General features: G+C 35.3%; 26 protein-coding genes and 2 CRISPR repeat arrays. Of the genes, 15 read left to right on the top strand and 11 right to left on the bottom strand.

Features of this window, described 5'->3' with window-relative positions:
* Window positions 1–21: 21 nt before the first annotated feature.
* From F3D3_RS15855 to F3D3_RS15885, 7 genes are all read right to left on the bottom strand, one after another.
* Window positions 22–1,392: an APC family permease gene (locus tag F3D3_RS15855; protein ID WP_069875431.1), complete on the bottom strand. Its 1,371-nt coding sequence runs from the start codon at window positions 1,390–1,392 to the stop codon at window positions 22–24.
* A gap of 363 nt (window positions 1,393–1,755) precedes the next feature.
* Window positions 1,756–3,319: a CRISPR direct-repeat array (repeat unit 37 nt; unit sequence GTAACAATCCTCTTTAAGTCGAGGCAATCATTTCTAC).
* A 459-nt stretch (window positions 3,320–3,778) separates the two neighbouring features.
* Entirely contained in the window at window positions 3,779–4,015 is a 237-nt protein-coding gene (locus tag F3D3_RS15860; RefSeq protein ID WP_069875432.1) for a hypothetical protein, read from the bottom strand.
* A 167-nt stretch (window positions 4,016–4,182) separates the two neighbouring features.
* Entirely contained in the window at window positions 4,183–5,361 is a 1,179-nt protein-coding gene (locus tag F3D3_RS15865; RefSeq protein ID WP_139132121.1) for a hypothetical protein, read from the bottom strand.
* Between the two features lie 94 nt (window positions 5,362–5,455).
* The gene (gene cas2 / locus F3D3_RS15870; RefSeq protein ID WP_069875434.1) at window positions 5,456–5,755 is read right to left on the bottom strand and encodes a CRISPR-associated endonuclease Cas2; all 300 of its coding nucleotides are present in this window, start codon (window positions 5,753–5,755) and stop codon (window positions 5,456–5,458) included.
* On the bottom strand, window positions 5,752–6,741 hold the full coding sequence (cas1, locus tag F3D3_RS15875) for a CRISPR-associated endonuclease Cas1 (RefSeq protein WP_069875435.1): 990 nt from the start codon (window positions 6,739–6,741) through the stop codon (window positions 5,752–5,754). The genes cas2 and cas1 overlap by 4 nt, the downstream gene beginning before the upstream one ends.
* 12 nt (window positions 6,742–6,753) lie before the next feature.
* Window positions 6,754–9,237, bottom strand: coding sequence for a reverse transcriptase domain-containing protein (locus tag F3D3_RS15880; RefSeq protein WP_069875436.1), 2,484 nt, complete (start codon window positions 9,235–9,237; stop codon window positions 6,754–6,756).
* On the bottom strand, window positions 9,224–10,117 hold the full coding sequence (locus F3D3_RS15885) for a ribonuclease HIII (protein ID WP_175438405.1): 894 nt from the start codon (window positions 10,115–10,117) through the stop codon (window positions 9,224–9,226). The genes F3D3_RS15880 and F3D3_RS15885 overlap by 14 nt, the downstream gene beginning before the upstream one ends.
* A gap of 316 nt (window positions 10,118–10,433) precedes the next feature.
* Window positions 10,434–11,781: a CRISPR direct-repeat array (repeat unit 37 nt; unit sequence GTAACAATCCTCTTTAAGTCGAGGCAATCATTTCTAC).
* 391 nt (window positions 11,782–12,172) lie between these two features.
* Between F3D3_RS15885 and F3D3_RS24235 the strand changes: the two genes are divergently transcribed.
* The 4 genes from F3D3_RS24235 to F3D3_RS15905 all read left to right on the top strand — a co-directional run bounded on the left by F3D3_RS24235 (window position 12,173) and on the right by F3D3_RS15905 (window position 15,312).
* Complete coding sequence (locus F3D3_RS24235) at window positions 12,173–12,652, top strand: DUF6431 domain-containing protein (protein WP_084388849.1); 480 nt, start codon at window positions 12,173–12,175, stop codon at window positions 12,650–12,652.
* Between the two features lie 74 nt (window positions 12,653–12,726).
* Window positions 12,727–14,139 carry a DDE-type integrase/transposase/recombinase gene (locus tag F3D3_RS15895; protein WP_069875438.1) on the top strand — a complete coding sequence of 471 codons (1,413 nt, stop codon included), beginning with the start codon at window positions 12,727–12,729 and terminating at the stop codon, window positions 14,137–14,139.
* A 13-nt stretch (window positions 14,140–14,152) separates the two neighbouring features.
* Window positions 14,153–14,944 carry an ExeA family protein gene (locus tag F3D3_RS15900; protein WP_374700080.1) on the top strand — a complete coding sequence of 264 codons (792 nt, stop codon included), beginning with the start codon at window positions 14,153–14,155 and terminating at the stop codon, window positions 14,942–14,944.
* A gap of 2 nt (window positions 14,945–14,946) precedes the next feature.
* On the top strand, window positions 14,947–15,312 hold the full coding sequence (locus F3D3_RS15905) for a DUF6075 family protein (protein ID WP_069875440.1): 366 nt from the start codon (window positions 14,947–14,949) through the stop codon (window positions 15,310–15,312).
* Window positions 15,313–15,405: 93 nt separating this feature from the next.
* Here the strand turns inward: F3D3_RS15905 and F3D3_RS25240 are convergent, their stop codons facing one another.
* From F3D3_RS25240 to F3D3_RS15915, 4 genes are all read right to left on the bottom strand, one after another.
* Window positions 15,406–15,819 (bottom strand): RloB family protein, encoded by a 414-nt coding sequence (locus F3D3_RS25240; RefSeq protein WP_084389102.1) that lies wholly within the window; start codon window positions 15,817–15,819, stop codon window positions 15,406–15,408.
* Window positions 15,750–15,905 (bottom strand): hypothetical protein, encoded by a 156-nt coding sequence (locus tag F3D3_RS24240; protein WP_175438406.1) that lies wholly within the window; start codon window positions 15,903–15,905, stop codon window positions 15,750–15,752. The genes F3D3_RS25240 and F3D3_RS24240 overlap by 70 nt, the downstream gene beginning before the upstream one ends.
* Window positions 15,886–17,286: an ATP/GTP-binding protein gene (locus F3D3_RS15910; RefSeq protein ID WP_069875441.1), complete on the bottom strand. Its 1,401-nt coding sequence runs from the start codon at window positions 17,284–17,286 to the stop codon at window positions 15,886–15,888. Before F3D3_RS15910 ends, F3D3_RS24240 begins: the two co-directional genes overlap by 20 nt.
* A 97-nt stretch (window positions 17,287–17,383) precedes the next feature.
* Window positions 17,384–17,680 carry a prepilin peptidase gene (locus F3D3_RS15915; protein ID WP_306455961.1) on the bottom strand — a complete coding sequence of 99 codons (297 nt, stop codon included), beginning with the start codon at window positions 17,678–17,680 and terminating at the stop codon, window positions 17,384–17,386.
* A gap of 150 nt (window positions 17,681–17,830) precedes the next feature.
* Between F3D3_RS15915 and F3D3_RS15920 the strand changes: the two genes are divergently transcribed.
* From F3D3_RS15920 to F3D3_RS24245, 11 genes are all read left to right on the top strand, one after another.
* Window positions 17,831–18,088: a hypothetical protein gene (locus F3D3_RS15920; RefSeq protein WP_069875443.1), complete on the top strand. Its 258-nt coding sequence runs from the start codon at window positions 17,831–17,833 to the stop codon at window positions 18,086–18,088.
* Between the two features lie 238 nt (window positions 18,089–18,326).
* On the top strand, window positions 18,327–19,622 hold the full coding sequence (locus tag F3D3_RS15925) for an ATP-binding protein (RefSeq protein WP_069875444.1): 1,296 nt from the start codon (window positions 18,327–18,329) through the stop codon (window positions 19,620–19,622).
* 155 nt (window positions 19,623–19,777) lie between these two features.
* Window positions 19,778–20,428 (top strand): hypothetical protein, encoded by a 651-nt coding sequence (locus F3D3_RS15930; protein ID WP_069875445.1) that lies wholly within the window; start codon window positions 19,778–19,780, stop codon window positions 20,426–20,428.
* 463 nt (window positions 20,429–20,891) lie between these two features.
* Window positions 20,892–21,272 carry an AAA family ATPase gene (locus F3D3_RS15935; protein WP_069875446.1) on the top strand — a complete coding sequence of 127 codons (381 nt, stop codon included), beginning with the start codon at window positions 20,892–20,894 and terminating at the stop codon, window positions 21,270–21,272.
* A gap of 123 nt (window positions 21,273–21,395) precedes the next feature.
* The gene (gene tnpA, locus F3D3_RS15940) at window positions 21,396–21,797 is read left to right on the top strand and encodes an IS200/IS605 family transposase (RefSeq protein ID WP_069870250.1); all 402 of its coding nucleotides are present in this window, start codon (window positions 21,396–21,398) and stop codon (window positions 21,795–21,797) included.
* Window positions 21,794–22,885 carry an RNA-guided endonuclease TnpB family protein gene (locus F3D3_RS15945; RefSeq protein ID WP_069875447.1) on the top strand — a complete coding sequence of 364 codons (1,092 nt, stop codon included), beginning with the start codon at window positions 21,794–21,796 and terminating at the stop codon, window positions 22,883–22,885. The genes tnpA and F3D3_RS15945 overlap by 4 nt, the downstream gene beginning before the upstream one ends.
* Window positions 22,886–22,994: 109 nt before the next feature.
* Window positions 22,995–23,156, top strand: a complete 162-nt coding sequence (locus F3D3_RS24705; RefSeq protein ID WP_242877154.1) for a hypothetical protein — start codon at window positions 22,995–22,997, stop codon at window positions 23,154–23,156.
* 19 nt (window positions 23,157–23,175) lie between these two features.
* Window positions 23,176–23,451: a hypothetical protein gene (locus tag F3D3_RS24710; protein WP_242877155.1), complete on the top strand. Its 276-nt coding sequence runs from the start codon at window positions 23,176–23,178 to the stop codon at window positions 23,449–23,451.
* Window positions 23,452–23,465: 14 nt separating this feature from the next.
* The gene (locus tag F3D3_RS15955; protein ID WP_069875448.1) at window positions 23,466–23,762 is read left to right on the top strand and encodes a DUF4491 family protein; all 297 of its coding nucleotides are present in this window, start codon (window positions 23,466–23,468) and stop codon (window positions 23,760–23,762) included.
* A 1-nt stretch (window position 23,763) separates the two neighbouring features.
* Window positions 23,764–23,958 (top strand): hypothetical protein, encoded by a 195-nt coding sequence (locus tag F3D3_RS15960; protein ID WP_069875449.1) that lies wholly within the window; start codon window positions 23,764–23,766, stop codon window positions 23,956–23,958.
* Window positions 23,959–23,997: 39 nt separating this feature from the next.
* Window positions 23,998–24,150 (top strand): hypothetical protein, encoded by a 153-nt coding sequence (locus F3D3_RS24245; protein ID WP_175438407.1) that lies wholly within the window; start codon window positions 23,998–24,000, stop codon window positions 24,148–24,150.
* Window positions 24,151–24,299: the final 149 nt, after the last annotated feature.

The following is a 24,299-nucleotide window of genomic DNA, read 5'->3' on the forward strand; positions in this document are numbered from 1 at the left end:
ATTAAATTCATTATAAGCCCATTATACCGTTTCCGATAGTGCCTTTTCACGTTCAGTCCACGGCGCATATGGGATTCTCATGGTTTGGAAAATATCAATATTTTGAGATCGCTTAAGGTATTGCCAACGTATTATCGTATAAATTAATGCGATCACATAGAACCCAATCATTGCAATCCAGTTTTTAGGTTGCATTCTCGATATAACCGAAGCACCCAGCAGATAACAAAGTGCTGCTGCTACAATAACGATGGCTTGATTCACTCGATGTGGAATCTTTAGAAATGAATGCTTATAAGAATTCGGAAACTTCTTTGGCAACCAAAACACCCCTAAATAAACAATCGGCGAAATTAAAAGTCCCGGCACAGATACCATTAAAACCACATCATCTAAGTTAAATCCCGCTATAATCGCGCCAATACCAATAATCGAATTAAACCAAATCGAAACCGCTGGTGCTCCAAAGCGATTGACTTTACTGATTCCAATCGGGAACAAACCATCTCTTGCAGCTGCAAAATGTGATCTTGAAAACATGAGTATCATGGCGTTTAAACTTGTTGCAACTGCAAGTAAAGGACCTGCTACTATAAAAAACGTCAGCATTGTCGGGCTTAAAAATTGACTTGCAACAGTTGCTAAATTAACCGCTCTATCTGCCCACTGCTCAAGCGGAATACCGCCAAGTGCTACGAAACCCACCAATGCAAATAATACCGAACAGATCAATGTACTGATTAAAAATACAATGGGTATGGTTCTTTCTGGCTTATCGATTTCATCCGCTGCAAACATCAATACATTTGCACCAATTAAACTTCCATGTAAAAGGCCCATTGCCGCCCAAAGTCTTGTAACCTGAATAGCAGGTGCTAAAACATCCATCACAGATATTTGAACATGTGGCAATCCCCCGAAAATATAAATGCCCAATGCACTGAGTAAAATCACAACACACACATTTTGTACCCACCCACTCACTTTAACGCCAAATGTGGAAATAATCGTAAATAATATCGCCACAGATACAGCCACCAGTTGAACAGGTATGGAAGGTACCAAAATTTTAAAATACTCAGCAAACACCAACGACATGATCGCCACATTCATAGTGCCAAGAACCAATTGATTAAATGCAAATACGGCACCAAAACTCGGATGCAAAAGCCGTGTTAAATGCATATAACTTGCACCATTTGCAGGCAATGCTGAACTTAAAACAACTTCCGGAATTGTTTTAATCACAACAAAAATCGCTGCTAAAAAAAAGCCCCACACCAAACCATTTCCAACAAGTCGAATCACCAAAGGGGTTCTTGCGAAAATCCCCGCCCCAATGATGCTTCCAATCGCCATGAAAAGGCTCATCCAAAATGACATCTTCTTCATTTCCAAACACCTCTTTCTCTAGATTCCCCACAATAACCTATCAAACTTATAGGTTTCATAGTGTCTATTATAGCAACCTCGACATGATTATTCTGTCATAAAGTTGACACAAGAAAAAGAATATTAAGAATATTTAAATTATTTGAGTTGTTTAAAATCCTACCCCAATTTATAAAAAAAAATCCCCCCTCACCCTACACACACCCTTCGGGCTAGAGTCCTCGCTTGCGCTGCGGATAGCCCTTCTGGTGTGTGTAGGGTGAGGGGGGATATTAAATATGTATAATAGTTTAGAATTATCCTTTGTAAAAAACAACCCACAGAAATATTGCCTTTCTAAAATATTCTATTTACATCAATTTCCTCACATTTCTCATAGAGTTAAGGCAATCATTTCTACCTTATTACAAGTATATGCAAAATGAAATAACCGGAGCAGTAACAATCCTCTTTAAGTCGAGGCAATCATTTCTACTAAACTAGAAAATGAAGTAGCTGCATTAACAATGGAGTAACAATCCTCTTTAAGTCGAGGCAATCATTTCTACATTAGTAACATTAAATATACTCAAAGAATCGAAAGCGTAACAATCCTCTTTAAGTCGAGGCAATCATTTCTACATAAAAAAGCTTTCATAAAGAGAGCACTAATACTTGGGTAACAATCCTCTTTAAGTCGAGGCAATCATTTCTACAAATAACGGAATATCAAACGGCTCTGATCTGCTATTGTAACAATCCTCTTTAAGTCGAGGCAATCATTTCTACAGAAACAACAGTTAAAGAGATTCAGGACACAGTGGCGTAACAATCCTCTTTAAGTCGAGGCAATCATTTCTACGAAGTAAGAAAAGATAGAATTGAACATCTGGTTCTGTAACAATCCTCTTTAAGTCGAGGCAATCATTTCTACTTTGTACCTGTTATTGAGTTGAACTCAATCGTAAAGATGTAACAATCCTCTTTAAGTCAAGGCAATCATTTCTACCACATAACTGCTTTCTTACGGGAATCTGAGCTTCGTAACAATCCTCTTTAAGTCGAGGCAATCATTTCTACGATATTAAAATGAATAGATTTAAAGGAGAGTGAAAGTAACAATCCTCTTTAAGTCGAGGCAATCATTTCTACTTGGATATACTTGTACCTTGGGCTAAGGCTGAATCGTAACAATCCTCTTTAAGTCGAGGCAATCATTTCTACGAGTATTTAAAAAGCATAAGAACGTGCGATGAGGGGTAACAATCCTCTTTAAGTCGAGGCAATCATTTCTACTTTATTAAAGACAACAATGCCACAAAGCTTAATCGTAACAATCCTCTTTAAGTCGAGGCAATCATTTCTACTTCAAAATGTGAAACGCACGATGTATGTGAGTGCTGTAACAATCCTCTTTAAGTCGAGGCAATCATTTCTACTGGGCAACACTATAGTTACAAGGCTAACAATATATTAGTAACAATCCTCTTTAAGTCGAGGCAATCATTTCTACATAAAAACAGAAATGACGAACGTAACCCAATTGAAAGTAACAATCCTCTTTAAGTCGAGGCAATCATTTCTACATTTCAAAAAAGATGTGTTACTAACATGTGCAAAAGTAACAATCCTCTTTAAGTCGAGGCAATCATTTCTACGATAGAATTTTAAATGATACAAATCAACTAGCATGTAACAATCCTCTTTAAGTCGAGGCAATCATTTCTACGTTATTTATATTCAGTTGTCGTAAAGGTAGAGTTTTGTAACAATCCTCTTTAAGTCGAGGCAATCATTTCTACTAAAATTCGGAGATGCTAAAGGTGTTGATGAGATTGTAACAATCCTCTTTAAGTCGAGGCAATCATTTCTACGAGATAAAACGCATCAAAAAAGAAAACGCAAGTGTAAGTAACAATCCTCTTTAAGTCGAGGCAATCATTTCTACCCTAGCCTTTTTTACACAAGTATTTCCAATGGCTTCATGGGTACAATTTAGGGTGTTCCAGATTTGGTTGACATAACTCCAGCCAACTTGAAATAAATATTCTTTTATGGTTCCACTAATGCTATTATACTACACATAAAGTTCTATGTCAGCCAATATGCAAACATCCAATAACTGTCTAAATAATAACCCCACAAATATTGAATGCCAGTATTTACTCCAAAAAAATAATTGAAACAGTTAGATCACCTTATACCAATCCTTCATTGATTCTCTAAAAGTTTGAGTATACACACATTTATTAATGCGATCAAAAAAATCCGGCTGTAGTCAATCCAAAAATTGGATTGCTATAACCGGAATACTTGAATCTTGAGCTATTTGCATTATCGCGATAAAACAATTCTGCCATTATAATGTTCAGCTCATATAAAAAATAATAAACCATCCACCTCACGATCAATCATCAGATAATATAGATCCAATAAAGCCACCAGCACTGCCAATTGCACCACCAATAGCTGCTCCCGCACCAGTACCTACAACCGCACCAAAGACAGTTCCCACAGGGCCAACTACTGACCCCCCCACTGCTGAAACAGCTGAAACAACCGATCCGCCAATGGAAGCACCAATACTCCCACCAATTGAAGCAGAACCAGCTGCTTTGAGAAGTTTATTGTGAAACTCACCCATAATAATACACCTCTTTCTTATCAATTAAACTCGCTTCATTACACAACTATGTTGTCTATAAATATAGTCTACATCATGTGTCAACTTTTGAAACGTCAAAAACTATGCGGCATTAAATAATTATAGATCCCTATTAAAAAAATATACGATACCCTGTTTTATTCTATCTATAGAATTATCGCAATATTAGAGTCCTGTTTCTTTTTATAGTCATAACTCTTTTCAATAAAAAACCGAACGTGATCACCGATCATAATAGTATGTCTACTTTTCATTACATTATGTTTAAAATAAAAAGAGTCACCTCCTGAATTTATGAAACCCGATTTACCATTTGCAAACAGTTTTACCACAATACCTTCATAAGACTTTTTCATTTTGATATTATAGCGATCTACAATCTGATCTACATTGTTTTTTATTTTATTGATTTCAATATTATCTATCCTCTCCTTATTTTGGTTATAATATCTTGTCAAATTTTCGTCCATATGCCAACTGTTTTTTAGTCTTATTTTTACAGAATAATCCTCTAGTTGCATTGCCGATGCTTCATCTGTTTTACGAATAAAGTTTGCCATTTTGTTAAATAATTTCACCTTGTATTCATCTTTTCCAGATTTATAAAGTGCCGTAATATAATTATTAAGAGCTTCTTCTTCATTCTCCATTTTAGAGTAGATATCTGCAATTTCAGCGTAAACAAACCAGTCCTTTTTTTTAGAAGTAACTTCAATGAACAATTCTAAACCTGTAATCAAATCACCTTTTTTATAAAAAGAATTTGCCAATCTCCATTTAAACCAAACATCATTATTATGTGTAAATTCAACTAACACACTAAGCGCTTTATTAGAGACTTCAATACAATCATCATAAAGTTCAAGCTCTAAACAAACCTTGCTTTTTAGAGCATACCATTTTTCTTTGTTCCCCTCATAAGTAATTTGTTTTCCATCATCCGTTACATAAGTACGCGATTCATTTGTTAAAACATCCGGCTCTAATTTATCTAGCCAATTATTAAGCTCTTTTGAATCATATTCATTTTTCTTTTCCAAGTATCTTATGACTGACATCACTGTGATCTGAAATAATATTTCAGACGAATCTAGGTACATGATGATATGATCAACAGCTTCCATCGTCTGATCAATATTTGAATCCAGGAAGGCATACTTTGTATAAATTCTACTTTTATAAAGGCTCCATAGATAATTGTATTTACAACATCTATTAAACCTTTGCTGATCTTCATTTCTCAATTCCTCATAACATTGAATAGCACCTTCAAAATCATCTTCTGAATATCTTAATTTTGCCTCAACCATTTTTGCTTTAAACATATATACCTCCATGGGGGTCTCTGTCACGACTATTTTCACCTTCCAAATCATTTTGCTCTGATCTTTTAAAACACGAATATCATCCAATTTCACCTCACAAAACCATAAACCGTTGATAATCTTCAACTTTTTTTCCTATTGTTTTCATTTTTTTAGAACAACTTTCGCACATTGTAAAAATTAGAATGGTATCTTTGTTTATTGCAAATAGATCTTTTTCGAACTCTTTTTTTAACCGAATTAACATTTCCTTTGACTCCTCACTTGTAATCTTGCATTCAAAGACACTATATTGAATTCTATGACCATAATGGCTAATGATTTTTTCGATTTTTCTTCGACCAGTATCGTTTATGATGTCATAACAAACAATATAATCTTGTTTTAAATTCATTTTTCCCTCTCCTTAAATACAAACGGTGAATACGGTTTTGATGAAAAAACAGATGCCCTGAATCTCTTTATTTCCCTATCAAAAAGTCGAAACCATGAAGTGCCTAAATCCAACTTAGTCAAATAGAGTTCATATTGAGTACAAAAGATACCAACGCCTTCCGCTGTAAGAACACATGCTTCATCAACTATTTCAAATGATTGCTCAGTAAGATATCCGCCCTTGAGCAACTTCAGTACAAATTCATCTGCAAAAACAGGTCTGAAAACCTCCATCAAATCCAATGCTAGCGAATCTCTTCCATATCTTACGCCATGAATAAACCCCAATTCGATATCAAAGCCATAAGCTGCTAAACGCAAAATCATCTCATTTCTTAGAAAAGCATAGGTATAGTTTAACAAAGCATTAACTATATTTTTTGCAGGTCTTCGTTCTCTTTTATGAAATTCAAAACGCTGTAGAAATTCCCCAAATACTTCAAAATATACTTTTGCGCAAATCCCTTCATATCCCATAACCGATTGAATAGAATTACCACGCTTCATTAACTTTAACTGTTCCAAGAGGAATTTTTCAGCCTGCTTTATTTTAAGTTGATCTATACCTTTGTCATTTAAGTGCTTATTTATAAAACTGACTTGGTTTTTAATTTTTGCTCCTCCAATTTTTTTTGAAAACTCAACGCGAAATTCTTGATTTTCCCATAATCTATACTGCGAAATTCTTAAAAGCACATTATTGCTTTGATTGGATAAAACAATCCCTATAACTTCCCCTTTATTATCAAAATAAAAAATATTCACGCCTGATGACATCAGCAAATGCAATACCTGTGTTGACAATTGAACATACCCAAATAAAACTACACTTTTTAAATGAACCAGCGGGACAGAAGCAATTTTTCTGCCCCCTTGTTTCACTACTAAAGTGTCCACTGATTTTTGAATTTTATACGTTTTATCCGTAACATATAAAACATCCATAATAGCCTCCAGTTACGAGTTCAATTTCAATTTAAAAAGCCATTCATTTTCTACTCGGATCAATTTGCCAATATCCGTTTCATATTCGTTTATATTGTTTTTTTCAAATAAATCTTCTAGCTTTACTACACAAATTCGAATTTCTTTTTCAATCTTATTTTTTGATTTTGTCAACGCTACGAGCTGATCAGCCAATTCACTAATTTGTGAGGTTTCATATAAGGCTATTGTCTGCTGAACTTGAATATCGTGTTGAATATAATCTGGTTTTGTTACTACAATATTATTTTTTCTAAAAGCAAAAATCACAGGAGATGGATAAAATAATGGATAACTTGAAAAATCACAACTACATTCACCATAAAGATCTGAAAATCTTAATTTTAATTTTGCGCAACTTACTGGAAATGATTGTAGTTTTTGAAGATAGTTTTCTGTAATTGTTGAATTGTAATTAAGACACTGGCTTATGACAAAATGCACAAATCTTTTTCCGATTTGCCCACAATGTCCAAAGGTATATAAGATTGCATTGCGTTCAAAATGATTTAAATAATTATGGATAAAAGCCTTATCTACGATTCTCTTCATCAACTTACACTGGTTAAATAATTCTGTAATATAATCTGGGAAATCTGAAAGTTGACAAGGATTCTCCACCAGATATTCTTCTATTGGTATTATCGATTTTTCGAAGCTTAACTCTACACCGTTAATCGTTTCAATATCATTTCTACAAATTTCATCTATAAAAAGATGATCCGTCACTGAAATACCTTCACTAGTGATAAATGTAGCCTGAAGTTTCGTCACTTCATGATAAGAATAAGGTACTTTAATCAATTCCTGATCTTCATATAACATTTTAGGTAAATATTCAACCTGAACACCTTTTGGTTTATAGATGTTCAAAAATAACGGTCTTATATGCTCCCAAAATAGAGTGGGCGACATTTCTTTCGTTAAAAAAATCCAGACATGATAGCCTTTGTACCCACTAAATTCAATATAGGCAGAAATATTATAACTTTTTAATATAGCCTGAATACTTAGTGCATAAGTAAGTGCCTGTCTGAGCAAACCTTCTATTACTTTCTCATAGCCATCAAATTCAAGTAAAACTTTCTTTTCAATATCAATATCTAAAACAAAAATACTAGAGTCGTTTGTGGTTTTCAAAAGTCTAATCGCTACGCTACCTTGCTTAGAAATTAATAATCTCAAATCTTCAAAATGCATCACTTTATTTACAATCTTGTATTCACGTTGACCGTTTGTATAAGTTCCTAAAAAATAGTTTTTCTGCTCTTGAAAGAAAAGCTTGTGAATTGACTGGCAAATCTCTATATCGGGTTCAGACAAACCTTTCATATTTTCAACTAATTTTATAAATTTATTCACTTCTTCTGCAAAATCATATCTACCGCTATAAACAAAAATATCAGACATGTATCCAAGTTTCTTTATTAGAGGCCCTTCCCCAGTTGCTACTGATTTCATCTTTTCCAAATCGATGCCATCCCACTCAAAATCACTATCCATGATTGCTTCTAATCCATGATGTTGTTTATAAAATGTAACTAAAATATAATCTACTTCACTATTCAAATATTTAGACAAATCCTTATCTTCAATCGATGGGTTAATATATAGGCTTGCAAGCCTTTTTCGATCATCCTCAACTCTAGTTTTTAAGTCGCTCCCTAGATATGGAACACCATCAGCAAATGAGCCCATTGCTGTTTTCTTTTTATTAAGACTCAATTTCATGGATTTAAGCTGATCATTGATAAAATTAAGCTCAGAAGGCGTAATTGGCTTACCTAATCCTATTAGAATATCATCTGAGTATCGGATATATAGTGGAAAGTAATCACCTAAATTCTGATCAACATTTATCATATAAAGATTACTTAACAACGGCGAAAGTGGATTTCCCCATATCAATCCTTGTGTTTTGGAAATTAATTGTCCATCTGCTACTACATTTATTTGAATGATCTTTTTTAAAAGTTCTTGAGTTGACAAGCATTTGATATGAGAATCGATTTGAGCCAGTAATTGAAAATGATCAATAGAGTCAAAAAAATGAGTGAAATCAGATTTAAAATAATGTGTTAGACTCAAATTGAAAATTGAGTTTTTAGCCCGATCTAGTGCAGAAAATGTGCTTTTTTCTTTTTGATAAGCATAACTGTGTCTAGATAAATTTGGTGATAAAATGCCTTCTAACTCATTAAGAATTGCATAACAGACTAAGCGATCCCTAATTGTTAACATTGAAATCCTTTTGTCTTTTCTTGAGGGTTTAGGACAGTAAGGTTGATAAAGATTATGAGTAAGCTCATAAGACAATGTTTCCAAATTGAACTGAAGATTCTTTGAAAATCCACTCCCAGTTATGCCATCGTATCCTGCATATGATTTTTTTCCAGAAACCTTTTCCCAAGCTTCTAAAAGATTAGAAATTGAAGCTATCTTATCAATCAATGCCATAGCTGTTCTCCTTGTGAATACGCGCCATCACTTTCTGAGTTGTTTTAAAATGAATCTTGGCAATTGATTTTAGAATTTCCGGACTATTTCTATTTATTATTTCCACACATGATTCAATGACTTTAGAATCAGCTCCTTTATAGAAAGCAACATTAAAAAGCTGACTTTGTTCGTTTAACCAATTTAGGAAAAAAGCTCTTGCTAGAATTCCTGCTGCTGCAACTGCTGGATTTCGCTCTGCTCGCTGTTCATGTAAAATTTTAACCTTCCTACCAAGTGTAATTTGATTTTCTATTTTTACATCAAATGATGAAATTGAATCTGCAACGATAGCATCAACATCACAATCTCTTTCCATTAATCTTTGAATCACTTCAATCTGACCATTTTTTAAAATTTCGGTCATGTTTAGTCCTTGTGTTTTAAATATGGAATAGACCTTATTGTAACGACTTGGCTCATATGGAAAAACAGTATAATGGCCTTCGAATTTATATTTCAACTCTTCCGCAATCTCCATAACCCTTTTGTCACTTAGAGTCTTACAATCAACGACACCTATCCGTATAAGCGTCTTATCTATGATGTCATCACTTATAAAACCCGCAATAACTAATGGTCCCAAATAATCTCCTTTTCCAGATTCATCAATCCCAATATACTTTTTATTTTCTATAGTAAGTAGAATTTGATTTTCTGCCAGCAAATTTGGCAATACCCTTTGTAAAAAAAGATTACTTTTGTTGTAATTCAATTTGATCATTTGATTGCTGTCAAAAAAACAAATCATTTCTTGCTTTAGTAGTGGATCAATCAAATCAACTTTCATACCATATTCAAACTCAATAGTTTGAATAATTTCACATTTCTCTTTTTTCAACTCATTAACCATTTGGTTTACTTTCTGCTCAAATAGCTGATTCCCCACACCAATCCCTCCTCGTCAGTTTTAATCAGTATATCAGGTTATACAATTTCAATCGCTTCATAAACTATGCGAACTAAACGAAAAAATCACCTGCCAGCACTAAACCATGCTTTTAGGTGATTCTTATTAAAAAAACAACTCACAATAAAATAAAGAAAAATATCACATTCAATTTTTCTCTTTCAGCACTAAAATCTAACAGAGGCGTCTTTAGGGCATATTTGAACTTAAATTATTATCACGATAGATTTATTTATGGCGCCCTTGAGTAACAATCCTCTTTAAGTCGAGGCAATCATTTCTACTTGGTCAAGTATACAACGAAGGCGGTATTTATTTTGTAACAATCCTCTTTATGTCGAGGCAATCATTTCTACATTGCAAGTGCGAAGGATGTCAAACACGCCTAAAAAGTAACAATCCTCTTTAAGTCGAGGCAATCATTTCTACAATCACAAAGAGAGCTCGGCGGCGATCTTATTGAGTAACAATCCTCTTTAAGTCGAGGCAATCATTTCTACTAAAACAAAAAAAGTAAAACATAAGCGAGATTGGAAGTAACAATCCTCTTTAAGTCGAGGCAATCATTTCTACTGTTAACTTTAAAATTTAAAACAAGAAAGGTAAAACGTAACAATCCTCTTTAAGTCGAGGCAATCATTTCTACGAAACTAACGACAATAAGGTAACATTCGAATTGAGTTTGTAACAATCCTCTTTAAGTCGAGGCAATCATTTCTACGAAGGAATAGAAGAATTTGAAAAAGCAAGAAAAAAGTAACAATCCTCTTTAAGTCGAGGCAATCATTTCTACTATGAATCTTTAAGTGTCGTATCCGTGGAGATTGTGTAACAATCCTCTTTAAGTCGAGGCAATCATTTCTACCACTGTAAAACCACGGTTTGTAGTTGATTATATACAGTAACAATCCTCTTTAAGTCGAGGCAATCATTTCTACATGATGACAAAATTGAATTCTGCATAGACGAAGATTTAGTAACAATCCTCTTTAAGTCGAGGCAATCATTTCTACAGCGCAGAGGCGCACATGGAGGATCTCATGTATTGTAACAATCCTCTTTAAGTCGAGGCAATCATTTCTACGAGTATAAAATGACTACTAGCTTGATGCAATATAAAAGTAACAATCCTCTTTAAGTCGAGGCAATCATTTCTACGTTTCTAATTTAGACTATACGGACGTATACAGCTACGTAACAATCCTCTTTAAGTCGAGGCAATCATTTCTACGGTTACAAATAGATTAAAAGAAGCTGGTATATTGCGTAACAATCCTCTTTAAGTCGAGGCAATCATTTCTACATGGACACGGTTGCAAATGAATTTTTAAGTGTTGGAGAGTAACAATCCTCTTTAAGTCGAGGCAATCATTTCTACGTTGATAGGTTCACGGTTTTTGATTTGATGATACGTAACAATCCTCTTTAAGTCGAGGCAATCATTTCTACGGAGTTAGATTTGGAAATGAAGAATTCGTAGTAAGTGTAACAATCCTCTTTAAGTCGAGGCAATCATTTCTACCGAAAATATAAATCTTGAAAGGAGATATCACTATGAGTAACAATCCTCTTTAAGTCGAGGCAATCATTTCTACCCTAGCCTTTTTTAAGCGAGTATTTCCAATGGCTTCATGGGTACGATTTTAGGTGTTCCAAAATTGGTTGACATAACTCTAGTCAACTTGAAATAAATAATTATTTGTGGATCTACTAAGGCTATTGTACTATAAAATTGCCTCGGTGTCAGTGTCAATTTCAATTTCAATTTGAATTTGAATTTAGTGTTATTGGCATCTTGATCTGGCAATTATCAAATCTTATTGATTGTCATAGCTCTGCTTAGTATACTGTCATTAGTATATGAAAGGAAAAAGTCCCTGAACACATCTCCTACAACAGACCATGCATCCAAGGACTCTCAAATAACATGATAATTGTAACCGATTATGAAACTTTTTTCAATGAGGAATTTGATTTTTTTATATTATGAGTAATGATCCAACCATTTGTCCTATCTGCGATAATGTACTGAAGTATAGAGATTCTCTTTTAAGACATATGAAACTTGAAGGCCAGAATCGTAAAAACTACATGATACGCCGTCTTCAATGTACCCATTGTGGAAGTCTCCACAGAGAGCTCCCTGACTGCTTTGTACCATACAAGCATTATGGGGCTGAAATCATTTCTGGGGCTGTTGACGGCATTGTAACTTCAACTGACGCCGATTCTGAAGACTATCCATGCGAGATAACAATCAACAGATGGAAACATTGGTTGGCTTTTAACACCAATAGAATTAATGGGTATTTGAGATCTATTGGTTTTCAGGTCCTGGGTTTCAGTGAGGAACTTCTGAAATCCACTACGTCACTACTCGATGAATTGCGAAGTTCAAATCCAGAATGGCTTGAAACCATTCTCAGATTCATCTACAATTCAGGCGGTTTTTTAGGCGTTGTGTAGTTTGCTTCTGCACCGACTTTGGTTTTGTGTCATAAACTCTATGGTTTATGATGACCTCAAAGGAGGTCATTATAATGAAAAAGAATGACGAAAAGAAAAAGTGGCAAGAGCAAGAAGCATTAAGGCGCTTTCAAATCATATCACCATTGCTGGATGAGAGTCTTGATTCAGCAAAGAAGCAGCAACTTCGAGAGGAACTGGCTGAAAAACACCAGTTGTCCGTCAGAAGTCTTTATCGATATGAGAAGGCTTACAGCACCAGCGAATTTTCAGGTTTGAAGCCCAAGACCCTGGAAAAACGCATATCMAAAAACCTCCCATCAAACTTTGATGAATTACTATCTGAAGTCATACAACTAAAACGCGAAGTTCCAACGAGATCAATAGCCCAGCTTATTCTRATTCTGGAGTTGGAAGGTCGTGTGCCACCAGGTGTACTGAAACGATCGACTTTGCAACGACATCTTTTCGAAGCTGGTTTTGGCAAAAAGCAGATGAAAAAGTACAACGAAGCCAGAAAAAGCTCATCCAAGCGCTTCTGTAAACCACATCGCATGATGTTAGCTCAAGCCGACATCAAGTATGGCTACAAAATGCCAATAGGTAAAAATGGTACCATGGTTCAGACCTATCTGTCGGTAATCATCGACAACCATTCAAGGTTTGTTCTGGATGCAAAGTTCTATGATAATCAGGAAGCTCTGATTATTGAAGATAGCTATAAGCGTGCAATACTGAAATACGGAAAAATAGATGCTGTCTATCATGACCGTGGATCCCAATACACATCAACACAGTTGGTTAATTCTCTTTCACGCCTAGGTGTACGTGTACTATATGCAAAACCCTATTCCCCTCAATCGAAAGGCGGCGTGGAAGTCTTCAATAGATCTGTAAACGCATTTTTAGCCGAAKCCAAGGCACAAAAGATAAAGACTCTTGAAGAATTAAACCTATTTTGGAATGTCTGGTTGGAAGAATACTACCACAACAAGCCTCATGATGGTATAGCGGAGTACTATAAGAGCCTTGGTTCAATTGTTTCAGCTGAAGGCATCAGTCCTAGACAGGAGTGGAACCGTGATTCCAGATTGTTAACGTTCTTGGATGCTGGTCTGGTTGGGGAAGCATTCTTACATCATGAAACACGAGTCGTGGATAAAGGAGCCTGTATCAGTGTAGGTGGTCTCAAATATGAAACCAGTACTACTTTGATTGGTGCTACTGTTGAGATTTCCTATGATCCGATGGTTCCAGAAATCCTCACGGTTTCTTATCCGGGTATAGAATCGTTCGAAGCGAAGCCTATTCGAATTGGCAACTTTTGCGACGTGAAACCAGAGCTCCCTCTTTGTATGCTTCCAAAAGAACCGGAAACATCACGTTTCCTTGAAGGATTGCAAAAGCAACACAAAACTAGCCAACAGATGAAAGCCAACGCTCTGTCCTTCGGTTCTTATCGAAAGGAGGCGCGTAGCGATGTATGAAGCCTTCTTTCAAATGACAAACACACCATTTACACGTGATCTTCCTCCAAACAGTCTTTATGAGTCACCTTATGTGGTAGATGCGCTTGGGAGATTGACTTATGCAGCCGACCGACAACTATTTGCTGTTGTCACTGCTGATGCTGGTTGTGGCAAATCAACGCTAATCAGATCCTTTGTCTCAACGCTTTCAAAAGAAGACTATATTTTCCTATACCTTTCAGATTCAAAACTTACTCCACGATGGTTCTATAAAGGGCTACTGGATCAATTAGGCATCGAATCAAGGTTCTACCGTGGTGATGCCAAACGACAACTCCAAAAGGAAGTGGAAATCCTGCGGGGCGTCCAGAAAAAGAAAGTTGTATGCATTCTTGATGAAGCGCATCTTCTTGAACGAGAAACCATAGAAGAATTTCGTTTTTTGCTCAATTATAAATTTGACTCCATAAGTCCTATGGCTTTAGTGCTGGTTGGTCAAACTGAACTATGGGATAAGCTGAAACTTCAGCGATACGCGGCAGTAAGGCAACGGATAGACATTAACTGTATCCTTCCACATCTAGACAGAGCTGAAACGGAACAATATATTCGATCACACCTACTCTATGCAGGTGGTCGAGAAGAGCTTTTCACAGATAAGGCTCTAGATGAAATCTATAAGGAATCAAATGGGATTCAGCGTAGCATCAACCGTATCGCCGAAAAAAGTCTGATGTACGCAGCCCAGCAAAGTAAGCGCTTGATAGATGAACATATGATTCGATACGTTATAGACCACGAAATGCTCAAAGGAGGACGATAAGGATGAAAGCGCCTATTTTCCTCTCGATGGAACACTTGAATCGTTATGAGAATCTTATAAGAAAGGACCGCATGAGTCATCAGGATGCTGAAAGATCCGTCTTGTTCTATCTGATTTCAGGTAATCAGGATTTGTACAAGAAATGCGATGCTATTTATGATTTCAAGAGGCATCAAATACATCTATGTCTCACAGAAGGTTCAACAGACTTCTCATCGGGAAGTACAGCCTTGATCCGTTTAGGTTTCAACCTATACAACGGATACGAAGATGGAGAAACATCACCATATCATTTGTTTTATCGCTTAGATGAACCCAATAGAATTCTTGCAATGAGTGCAATAAACATGCGATTTTCAATCTACTAACACCAAAGGGGCTATGTCTAGCCCCTTTGGTAATTCACTTGACAGGAATATGAGCAAGTGAGTGTCAACTCGTAAGAGCAGACGAGAGACAGGTCAGGATAGCATTAACAAAATACTTTCATCATATTGATTTATATTAGGCAAATGTAGTAATAACCAAAACTCAAATGTAGGGTTAGTAAATCCAATGTTTATACCATACTTTCCGCATTTTTCTATTATCTCATTATATTGATGCTCAAAAAATGTTTTGGGATCACGATCAAACACAACCCATATTTCATCAATCTTTGAATCATAATTTATCAAATCCTTTTGCGGTCCATCTTCATTATCGATAAGATTTACACATCCATTTACAATGTGTACAGGATGAGGTATGTGTGTTACCCCTTCTTCTTGTTCAATTACAACAATATCTATGAGTTGATGAATTTTTAATGCTGCGCGATGATTGAATATCCCTTTGAAATATTGGTTCTCTGTTTTTTCACCTTCACATATGATATAAAAGCTTTTTTAGGCTTAGAACTCTCACTCAGTTTCGAACGACTGCCAAAAGGTTTAGGCTTCCTAAATCTTGGTGTTGGCATTTGATTCTCCTAAGTAACTATCAAAATCTTTAAAAACTGGTACTGCACCATAACGACCAATCAGATAATCTTTAGCTACTTTTTTGGTATTATGAACCTTAAACTTTTCGAGTGAGTAAAGCTTAGATTCGTTTAACTCTAAATCTCTTTCTACGAACCAAATTTCATCTCTTCTAAGCATCTTAAGATCCATTAAATTGGACTCATGTGTTGTAATAATTAATTGTGTTATTAGATTTTTACTATACTTTAAAAAGGTTTCCACAAACTTAATTGTCATTTGTGGATGTAAACTTCTATCTAACTCATCAATAATAACTGTCCTATTTTTTGAGTCATTATAGATGATATCAATCAACTCGATAAGTCTTCTCGTACCATTACTTTCTTCCCCAAATGCAAAAGTAATATCCGAATCGTTATGATGAAAAAGAATCTCATGCATTAGAACCTCATGCATTTTTGATTCTTCTTTATTAAACTTAATCTCATATAAATGGTTTTCTAACCTTAGAATCCCTTTACCCATAATATTTTTATCTTCTTCTTTACTTTCAAATGCCATTTTTCTTGTATTTTCGAGACTGTTTTTCAAATTTTCAAAAACAACTTTAGGCATATATTGCTGAACTTGATCAATACTTGATGGTTGAAGTTTAAATCCACAGATACCCGTATCAAAATACTTCAATAATTCTACTAATCGATCATCTGACTTCTTAAATATATTTGTCATATCACCAATAATAGAATTAGGATAGATTATGACAAGATCATTTCTAAACCAGTTATAAATTTTCTCCAATATTTTCAACGCGCTAGGATTATTCTTACGTCTTGAAACTTCAGAAATTAGTAAGACATTCTCAATATCATTAACAAGCTCAATTTGTAAGTCAAACTTATTTTTTTCTTCAATGTTTTCAAATTTTATTTCATGTTCTAAATATTTCGAAGCAGACTCTCTCTCATAGATCAAACTATCTCCACTTTTTTTCAACTCTACTAGCCATTCATTTAGTATTTTTTTATCTTTTAAACTGATTGAAAAACCATAACCATAATACTTATCATCTATCTTGATATCATATTCAAATTTTGTCGGAGCATCTAAATTTTCTTCTTTAAGCTTATAGTGCTTTTCATTTGTATTTAAATAATTAATCCCATCGACAATTATTTTTCTTGAAAAATCAATTGCTTTAACTAGATTTGTTTTCCCAGAAGCATTTGCACCATATAGTGCCGTGAATTTCAAAATTGATTGATCTGGCATTATACTTACACGATCTTCAAACGTTGTAGCAGTACCCGCATTCATACTAAATTCTTGCTCACTATTAAAAGATAAAAAATTATCCACTGTAAATCTAATTAACACATCGCACCTCTTTCGTGAACTTTTCACGTGTTCATGCTTCTATTTTAGCCCTAAATTCAAAATAAAGCAAGTGTTTTTGTAATTAAGCGTGAGATTTTCACGCGTGTTCACTTATAAACACAAAAATAATTGCAATTGCGAGACTTATAATACACCCCAACACAGTACTTTTCACACCAAGAAAGAATCCACATGCTCCAATAAGCTTTATGTCCCCACCACCAATACTATTTTCTTTTAAACATGCCATTATAAAAAAAGGTAGTGGAACAATTATTAGTCCTAAAAGCGATTCAGTCCATTCAATATTAATCAAAGCTACTCCTATGATTAATATTCCAGCAAACAAAACCCCTTTAATAATCATTTGGAGAGTAATGGTGTCAGACGCTATTTTGAGACACTATTTTGGGAAATAACGCTCTTGGTTTTTACTGTATCCGTTCATTTTGCTAAAATTGTTCTGTTAAATTAGGCGTTACTTCCGTTTGGGGTATCCGACACCTTTATTAGAGACAAGATTGCTTTATGGCAAGAGTCTTATATGGAAAAGCTTGTTAAGGAATATGCAGTGTTGTTAAATGATAACTTGCCAGCGTCAAGTAAGTTCTGGGAGTTGGAAAAGCGCATTAAACGGGACAAGAATAAGCCTGGGGTGTGCTTGAATCTAAGTAAGCAACAGATGTTGTTTGATATTGTGCGCCTGATCCATGATGGCGTCATAACGATGGATGACCTTTTAGATTTTAGTGATGATTTAAGAGATTATGTAAAAAAAGTGTTGTGCTCAATAGGTGGTTAAAAAATGGTCGGATGACTCTATGGGAATCACAAAGTAGAATCCTTCATCAAAACATCATTTTGGGGGATAAACCACAGCATGCACCAGCAGATTTCTATTAGAGAATTGTAGCACACTTCACACTTGGAATGAACAAAAGATGAAAAATGACTTTTTTTATATATGAGAAAAGTGAAAAATGACTTTTTATTGACTTAACAACAAATGACATCTATAATAACCATAAGGTGGTGAGTGTATGTTACGCAATAAAAAAGCAAATCTAATCGCTTGGAAAGATAAAGAAAAAAGGTTGCCTTTAATTCTTCTAGGCGCAAGACAAGTAGGCAAAACATATCTTTTAAAGGAATTTGCAAGTGAGTTTTATAAGGATTTTATCTATATTAATTTTGAATTAGAGCCACAAATGCGAAGTTTGTTCGAAAAAGATCTAAAGCCTGAACGCATTATATCAGAGATTGAGCTTATTTATATGAAAAAAATAGATATGAATCACACCCTTATTTTTTTTGATGAAATTCAACTTGAAATGAAGGCGGTAACGGCTCTTAAATATTTTGCAGAGGCATCGATGCAATATCATATCGTTGGCGCAGGAAGCTTGTTGGGGGTGGCACTTAACAGGGAGAATTATTCTTTTCCAGTAGGAAAGGTAGAGATGCACTACTTATATCCTTTAACTTTTGATGAATTTCTTCGAGGGATCGGTTTTGAAATCATATTGCCACGAATTGAAGAAGCGTTTCATAAAAGTGAGGCTTTGCCATCAGCTATGCACGATCAGCTCATAGAGAAGTATACGCAATATTTATATATTGGGGGTATGCCATCAGCAATTAATGAGTTTATCCGATGTGGGTTAAATGTTATAGATTTTGATCGCTCTGTCCATGAAAATATCATTAATGCGTATATTGCAGATATGAGTAAATATACGACCAAGGCAGAGGTGATGAAGGTGCAGGCGATTTATCGTTCTATTCCAGATCAGCTGGCAGGTGATCAAAGAAAATTTAAATACAATTTGGTAGAAAAAGGGGCTAAGGCACTTACGTTTGGTAGCTCCATAGAGTGGTTATTGCTGAGTCAAGTCAGTATTGAATGTGCTCTTATTAATCGTGGAGAAATACCATTATCGGTTTACAAAGATCCCAAAGGTTTCAAGCTCTATTTTAGTGATGTAGGATTGCTTATGGCTATTACAAGAATCCCATATATGACAATGGTTCGCGAACATGAACACAATCTTTTTAAAGGGGCAGTTACTGAAAACTATGTTGCTCAGCAATTGAAAGCCAGAGGTTATGATTTATATTACTGGAAGCATAATTGTAATGAGGTCGATTTCATATTACAAAAGGATGAGCAAATTATACCGATTGAAGTAAAAGCATCCACGAACAAAAGATCGAGAAGCCTTATGGCATATATTGGGCAGTATCAGCCAAGACAAAGTATTCGAATCTCCAAAAAAAATTTTGGATGTGTAGAGGGGATAAAGTCAGTACCACTATATGCTGTTTATTTGATTTAATTCGAGTTGTAATAATGCAGATGTGGAACAAGAGTACTTTGCAGATCACTTAGCGAAAATGTGGAGAGTTATTAATGACACATAAGAAAAAAAGACTCTTAATGAAAATCCTTGAAGAGAATATGTTATAGAAGAAAGGTAGGCTTTGTAGCAATATGCGATATAATGATCTTAATGAATCTATAAAAATAACCTGGCATGGCGTTATCAGATCTATTCAGCCACGAACTAGAGTGTGGCGTTATTTGACAGATAATCGAACACATTACCATATAGGCTATAACATTTTTCTAATGGGTGAAGGTGAAGAAGGTCTTACAGAATTTTGTGTTGCAATATCTGAAAAACAGCAACAAAAAGATGCATTCCAAATTGGGGACACTATTAAGGGCACCGCATGGACCAAAAAATATCCAGAGCGAGAGTTTGCGGATTATTATAGAGCTGGGGCATTAACAATAGAAAAAAGGGCAGTGGAACCACTGGCAACTGCGTGTCCCTGGACGGGATCTCTTCCTGAATTGCATGTATATGAGGAAAGGGGTGCTAGAATGCTTAGCAAAACCCAATGGAAAGGAAAGTGCTTCACATGCATGTGGGCAGCGATGTCTAATGTTGAGATTCAATGGGATTTTGATCGAGATATAAAAAAATATAGATTTGAGACTTTTTGTTATGGGCCGAAGTCGTGTAAGTATTATAAAATGGGAAGAGCTAGATCAGTACCTTATAGGGATCGAGGTTCTGCGCTTGATACAGGGTGGCTAGATGGCCTCTGTACTGAAAATAGGGACTGGGATGAGTGACTCTCTCGTTGCCAGTCATAAAGTAGAATCCTCAAGCTGAGAAGGTGTCATGATAAAGTGTCGGACACGAGTAATGGTGTCAGACACTATTTTGGGAAATAACGCTCTTGGTTTTTACTGTATCCGTTCATTTTGCTAAAATTGTTCTGTTAAATTAGGCATTACTTCCGTTTGGGGTATCCGACACCTTTATTGAATTAAATATAATTAACATCATAAGGCGTTGCGGCAATCATGAGACAAATGATTCAAGAATTAATAGAAAGAAGTATACACAAATCAGTTGGACAAATCATTTGTTGATTGATCTTATCCAGTTCTAAAACTGACGCAGAACAGCTGGACATACCAATGGATATAAACAAAAAGCTCATCGGGGACATTTACTTTTAAAAAGATTTGGCATCCAAAGTCAGAAAAAATCTGAAAGTTAGAAGTTTGCGACTTGAAAGTATGAAAGATTTTGAATTATGAAGCTTTTTATGATCATGTTGCAAATCAACTTGTGCAAAATGAAAAGAACTATTTGTTGTTTGATGAGCTTCAGGCCGTTAGTCAATGGGAAAAAGCCATAGAATCCTTTAGATTGGACTATGATGTGGATATTTATATTACGGGATCCAATGCATATTTGTTATCCACTGAGTTTTCTACACTACTTTCTGGTCGCTATGTGGAAATTCGACTTTTGCCGCTTTCTTATAAAGCGTTTTTAAGCTTCTACGAGTTTGAAGAAGTAATGACACAGGAGGAAAAGTTTCAATATTATTTGCAGATTGGCGGCATGCCAATTTTGAAACAGTTTGATTTTAACCTAAAAGCCGAGAAGTCTCCTTCCTCTTAGCCTTCCTTGCTCAGGGAGTGAGAGCGTAGGTGGGAGATGAATCGGTGGTTTTTGCCTTTGAAATATGCTGCAGAAAATGCTATAATGTAATCAGTAGTAGTATACAAAGGAGGTTGGAAATAAATGAAAATGGATAATAATAATCATTCAGTGTTTTTGATGTATTATCATCTTGTGCTAGTAATCAAATATAGACGAATGGTCCTTGACGATGCAGTATCTGAAAGAGCTAAAGAAATATTCGAATATATCGCAAAAAATTACAATATAACATTGCTAGAGTGGAATCACGACAGTGACCATATTCATATACTGTTCAAGGCACACCCAAATAGTGAATTATCRAAGTTTATTAATGCTTATAAAAGTGCGAGYTCAAGRCTACTCAAAAATGAATTTCAGTCAATTCGTAAAAAATTATGGAAAGAATATTTTTGGTCAAGAAGTTATTGTTTACTTACAACTGGTGGCGCACCCCTTGAAGTCATCAAGAAATATATAGAAAGTCAAGGTGAAAAGCATTGAATAAAGCGTTCAAATTTAGAATATATCCAAATTCAGAACAAGAAGTGCTCATAGGTAAGACTTTTGGTTGTGTGCGTTTTATCTACAATAAAATGCTAGGCGATAAAATAGAATATTACAAGAGGACAAATCAAAAACTGAAAAATACCCCCGCACAATATAAAGCAGAATTTGAATGGCTAAGAGAAGTCGACAGTCTAGCACTTGCTAATGCGCAAATGAATTTGCAAACAGCCTATAACAACTTTTTTAGAAAGCCTAAAACAGGATTTCCTAAATTCAAGTCAAAACGAAATAATAACAAAAGTTATACAACTAATTTTGTAAATGGAAATATCAAGTTAGAAAATGGTTGTATTGTTTTACCAAAGCTTAAAGCTGTGAAAATCAAACAGCACCGAGCTATTCCTAAAGAATACAAACTTAAAGCTGTAACGGTAAGTCAAACTGCAACTGGGAAGTATTTTGCAAGTATCTTATATGAATATGAAGTGACTATAGAAACAGTTCAGCCTAAAACATTCTTAGGGTTAGATTTTTCCATGAAAGCACTTTTTCTATCGTCCGATGGCATATCAGCAGAGTATCCTAGGTATTACAGACAGTCTCTTGAACAACTCAAACGCGAACAAAAAAAGCTATCTCTGTGCCAAAAGGGCAGTAAAAATCGTAACAAGCAAAGCATAAAAGTAGCGAAAATTCATGAGAAAGTGAAGAACCAACGAAAAGACTTTTTACACAAGCAGTCAAAGCAGATCGCCGATGCTGTTGATGCGGTGTGTATTGAAGATTTGGACATGAAGGTGATGTCACAAGCGTTGAATTTTGGTAAAAGTGTTATGGATAATGGGTTTGGGATGTTCGTGTCTATGCTTAATTACAAGTTGATGGAACAAGGGAAACACCTCGTCAAAATTGACAAATGGTTTCCAAGTTCTAAAAAGTGTAGTGTTTGCGGGATAGTGAAGCAAACATTATCGCTTTCAGAGCGGACATATCATTGCGAAGATTGTGGCATGACAATGGATAGGGATTACAATGCAAGTATAAATATCAAAACTGAAGGTATACGCTTATTATTAGGGTAAACGAACTCATAGAACCGTGGGGCACACGGGGATAGCTTGCTTATGCTGTAGCCGTTAGGCTACTCGAACAAGAAGCCCCCACTTCTTCAAGTGGTGGGAGTATGTCACAATGGCACAGAAATCAAGAATTCAGTATCACTTAAGCGATATCAGTGCAATAACAGCACTTTCGGAAACAGATATTAATCTTATTCTCAGGGCCGCAGATGAAATCATTTTTATAGGTGGCAGAAATATACTTGCCAAAATCCTTAAAGGTTCTAAAGATTGAGTATAATGGACGATTGCCAATGATTATTTTCACAGAGAAAGGATGGCTGGCTTATAAACCGGTCTATGTTGAGGAGTTGTTCAATCTACTGCAATCCGTTACGGATGAATCCAGAAAAGAAGTCCTGGAGCAGTTAAATCAAACCCATAGAGCAGTTGTTGAAATGCTCTTGAGTAGGATTGGAGAAAGTCAAAACATTGGGTTTATAAAAATATTAGATCATTGGAAAGTGACTGAAGTAAAGAAAGTACAAACGATGATCAATAAAGCGATAAACAAACTAAAATCAGTTTAACATAAGGAGCAAATATGAATTTTCAAGGCATCATTATAGGTTTAACGACATTTCTAATTATAGGCATTTTCCATCCCATCGTCATTAAGACCGAATATTACTTTGGCAAGAAAGTCTGGCCGATATTCCTAGTGGTTGGGTTTCTTTGCCTAGTGGTAACGCTATTTATATCGGATTTCTTGATCTCTGCCATAGTGGGTGTACTTGGTTTTTCATCACTATGGAGTATTCACGAACTTATCGAGCAAGAAGAGCGTGTGAAAAAAGGCTGGTTTCCCCATAATACGAACAAAGTCAAAAGCAGAATGTAGGATGGATAAGCAAGGCAACGTATTTAGAAACTTTGGTTCACTGGATTTATCTGAGAACCAGATTGAAGATGTAGCACCACTTTTAGAGCTGTTGTCGTTTTACAATAATCAGAGTAAGGATTTGTCCTTTGTTAAGACACTTGAGAACCTTGAACGCATTCACTTTGAAGGCAATCCTATTCCCTCGGGAAAGTGACTGGAATCATTAAAGCTCAGTAAGGCGTTATCTGATGAAATGCGTCTAACACAGTGTAAAATAAAAGATATAACGGTTTTAAAAGCTCTGGATAAACTCATGTTTGTATTTATAAGAGATAATCTTGTGAACGATGTGGATAGGGTTGAGTTTTTGAGAGAACGGGATGTTTATGTTCATGAAACGGAATAACTGTTTGATGTGAAGTGGGAGTGGTTAAGAAATAGGTCTTAAGTTAATAGTGCTGTGTGTGCGATAAACCCCTGTGTCAGAATATGATGTGGGGGTGAAAATTGGGAAAATTATGGTGCTCACAAGCAGTGACTGTGATATAATAAATC

The organism is Fusibacter sp. 3D3 (assembly GCF_001748365.1).
GTDB lineage: Bacteria > Bacillota > Clostridia > Peptostreptococcales > Acidaminobacteraceae > Fusibacter_A.

Bases quoted from the DNA above. Each gene is read 5' to 3' on its own strand.
- F3D3_RS24710 (WP_242877155.1), top strand. From the start codon at position 23,176: ATGATTATTTTCACAGAGAAAGGATGGCTGGCTTATAAACCGGTCTAT.
- cas1 (WP_069875435.1), bottom strand. From the start codon at position 6,741: ATGGATGTTTTATATGTTACGGATAAAACGTATAAAATTCAAAAATCA.
- F3D3_RS15865 (WP_139132121.1), bottom strand. From the start codon at position 5,361: ATGTTTAAAGCAAAAATGGTTGAGGCAAAATTAAGATATTCAGAAGAT.
- F3D3_RS24245 (WP_175438407.1), top strand. From the start codon at position 23,998: ATGCGTCTAACACAGTGTAAAATAAAAGATATAACGGTTTTAAAAGCT.
- F3D3_RS15955 (WP_069875448.1), top strand. From the start codon at position 23,466: ATGAATTTTCAAGGCATCATTATAGGTTTAACGACATTTCTAATTATA.
- F3D3_RS15925 (WP_069875444.1), top strand. From the start codon at position 18,327: ATGTTACGCAATAAAAAAGCAAATCTAATCGCTTGGAAAGATAAAGAA.
- F3D3_RS24240 (WP_175438406.1), bottom strand. From the start codon at position 15,905: ATGCCAACACCAAGATTTAGGAAGCCTAAACCTTTTGGCAGTCGTTCG.
- F3D3_RS15960 (WP_069875449.1), top strand. From the start codon at position 23,764: ATGGATAAGCAAGGCAACGTATTTAGAAACTTTGGTTCACTGGATTTA.
- F3D3_RS15900 (WP_374700080.1), top strand. From the start codon at position 14,153: ATGACAAACACACCATTTACACGTGATCTTCCTCCAAACAGTCTTTAT.
- F3D3_RS15880 (WP_069875436.1), bottom strand. From the start codon at position 9,237: ATGGCATTGATTGATAAGATAGCTTCAATTTCTAATCTTTTAGAAGCT.
- F3D3_RS15860 (WP_069875432.1), bottom strand. From the start codon at position 4,015: ATGGGTGAGTTTCACAATAAACTTCTCAAAGCAGCTGGTTCTGCTTCA.
- F3D3_RS24705 (WP_242877154.1), top strand. From the start codon at position 22,995: ATGGCACAGAAATCAAGAATTCAGTATCACTTAAGCGATATCAGTGCA.
- F3D3_RS24235 (WP_084388849.1), top strand. From the start codon at position 12,173: ATGAGTAATGATCCAACCATTTGTCCTATCTGCGATAATGTACTGAAG.
- F3D3_RS15930 (WP_069875445.1), top strand. From the start codon at position 19,778: ATGCGATATAATGATCTTAATGAATCTATAAAAATAACCTGGCATGGC.
- F3D3_RS15920 (WP_069875443.1), top strand. From the start codon at position 17,831: ATGGAAAAGCTTGTTAAGGAATATGCAGTGTTGTTAAATGATAACTTG.
- F3D3_RS15905 (WP_069875440.1), top strand. From the start codon at position 14,947: ATGAAAGCGCCTATTTTCCTCTCGATGGAACACTTGAATCGTTATGAG.
- F3D3_RS15855 (WP_069875431.1), bottom strand. From the start codon at position 1,392: ATGAAGAAGATGTCATTTTGGATGAGCCTTTTCATGGCGATTGGAAGC.
- cas2 (WP_069875434.1), bottom strand. From the start codon at position 5,755: ATGAATTTAAAACAAGATTATATTGTTTGTTATGACATCATAAACGAT.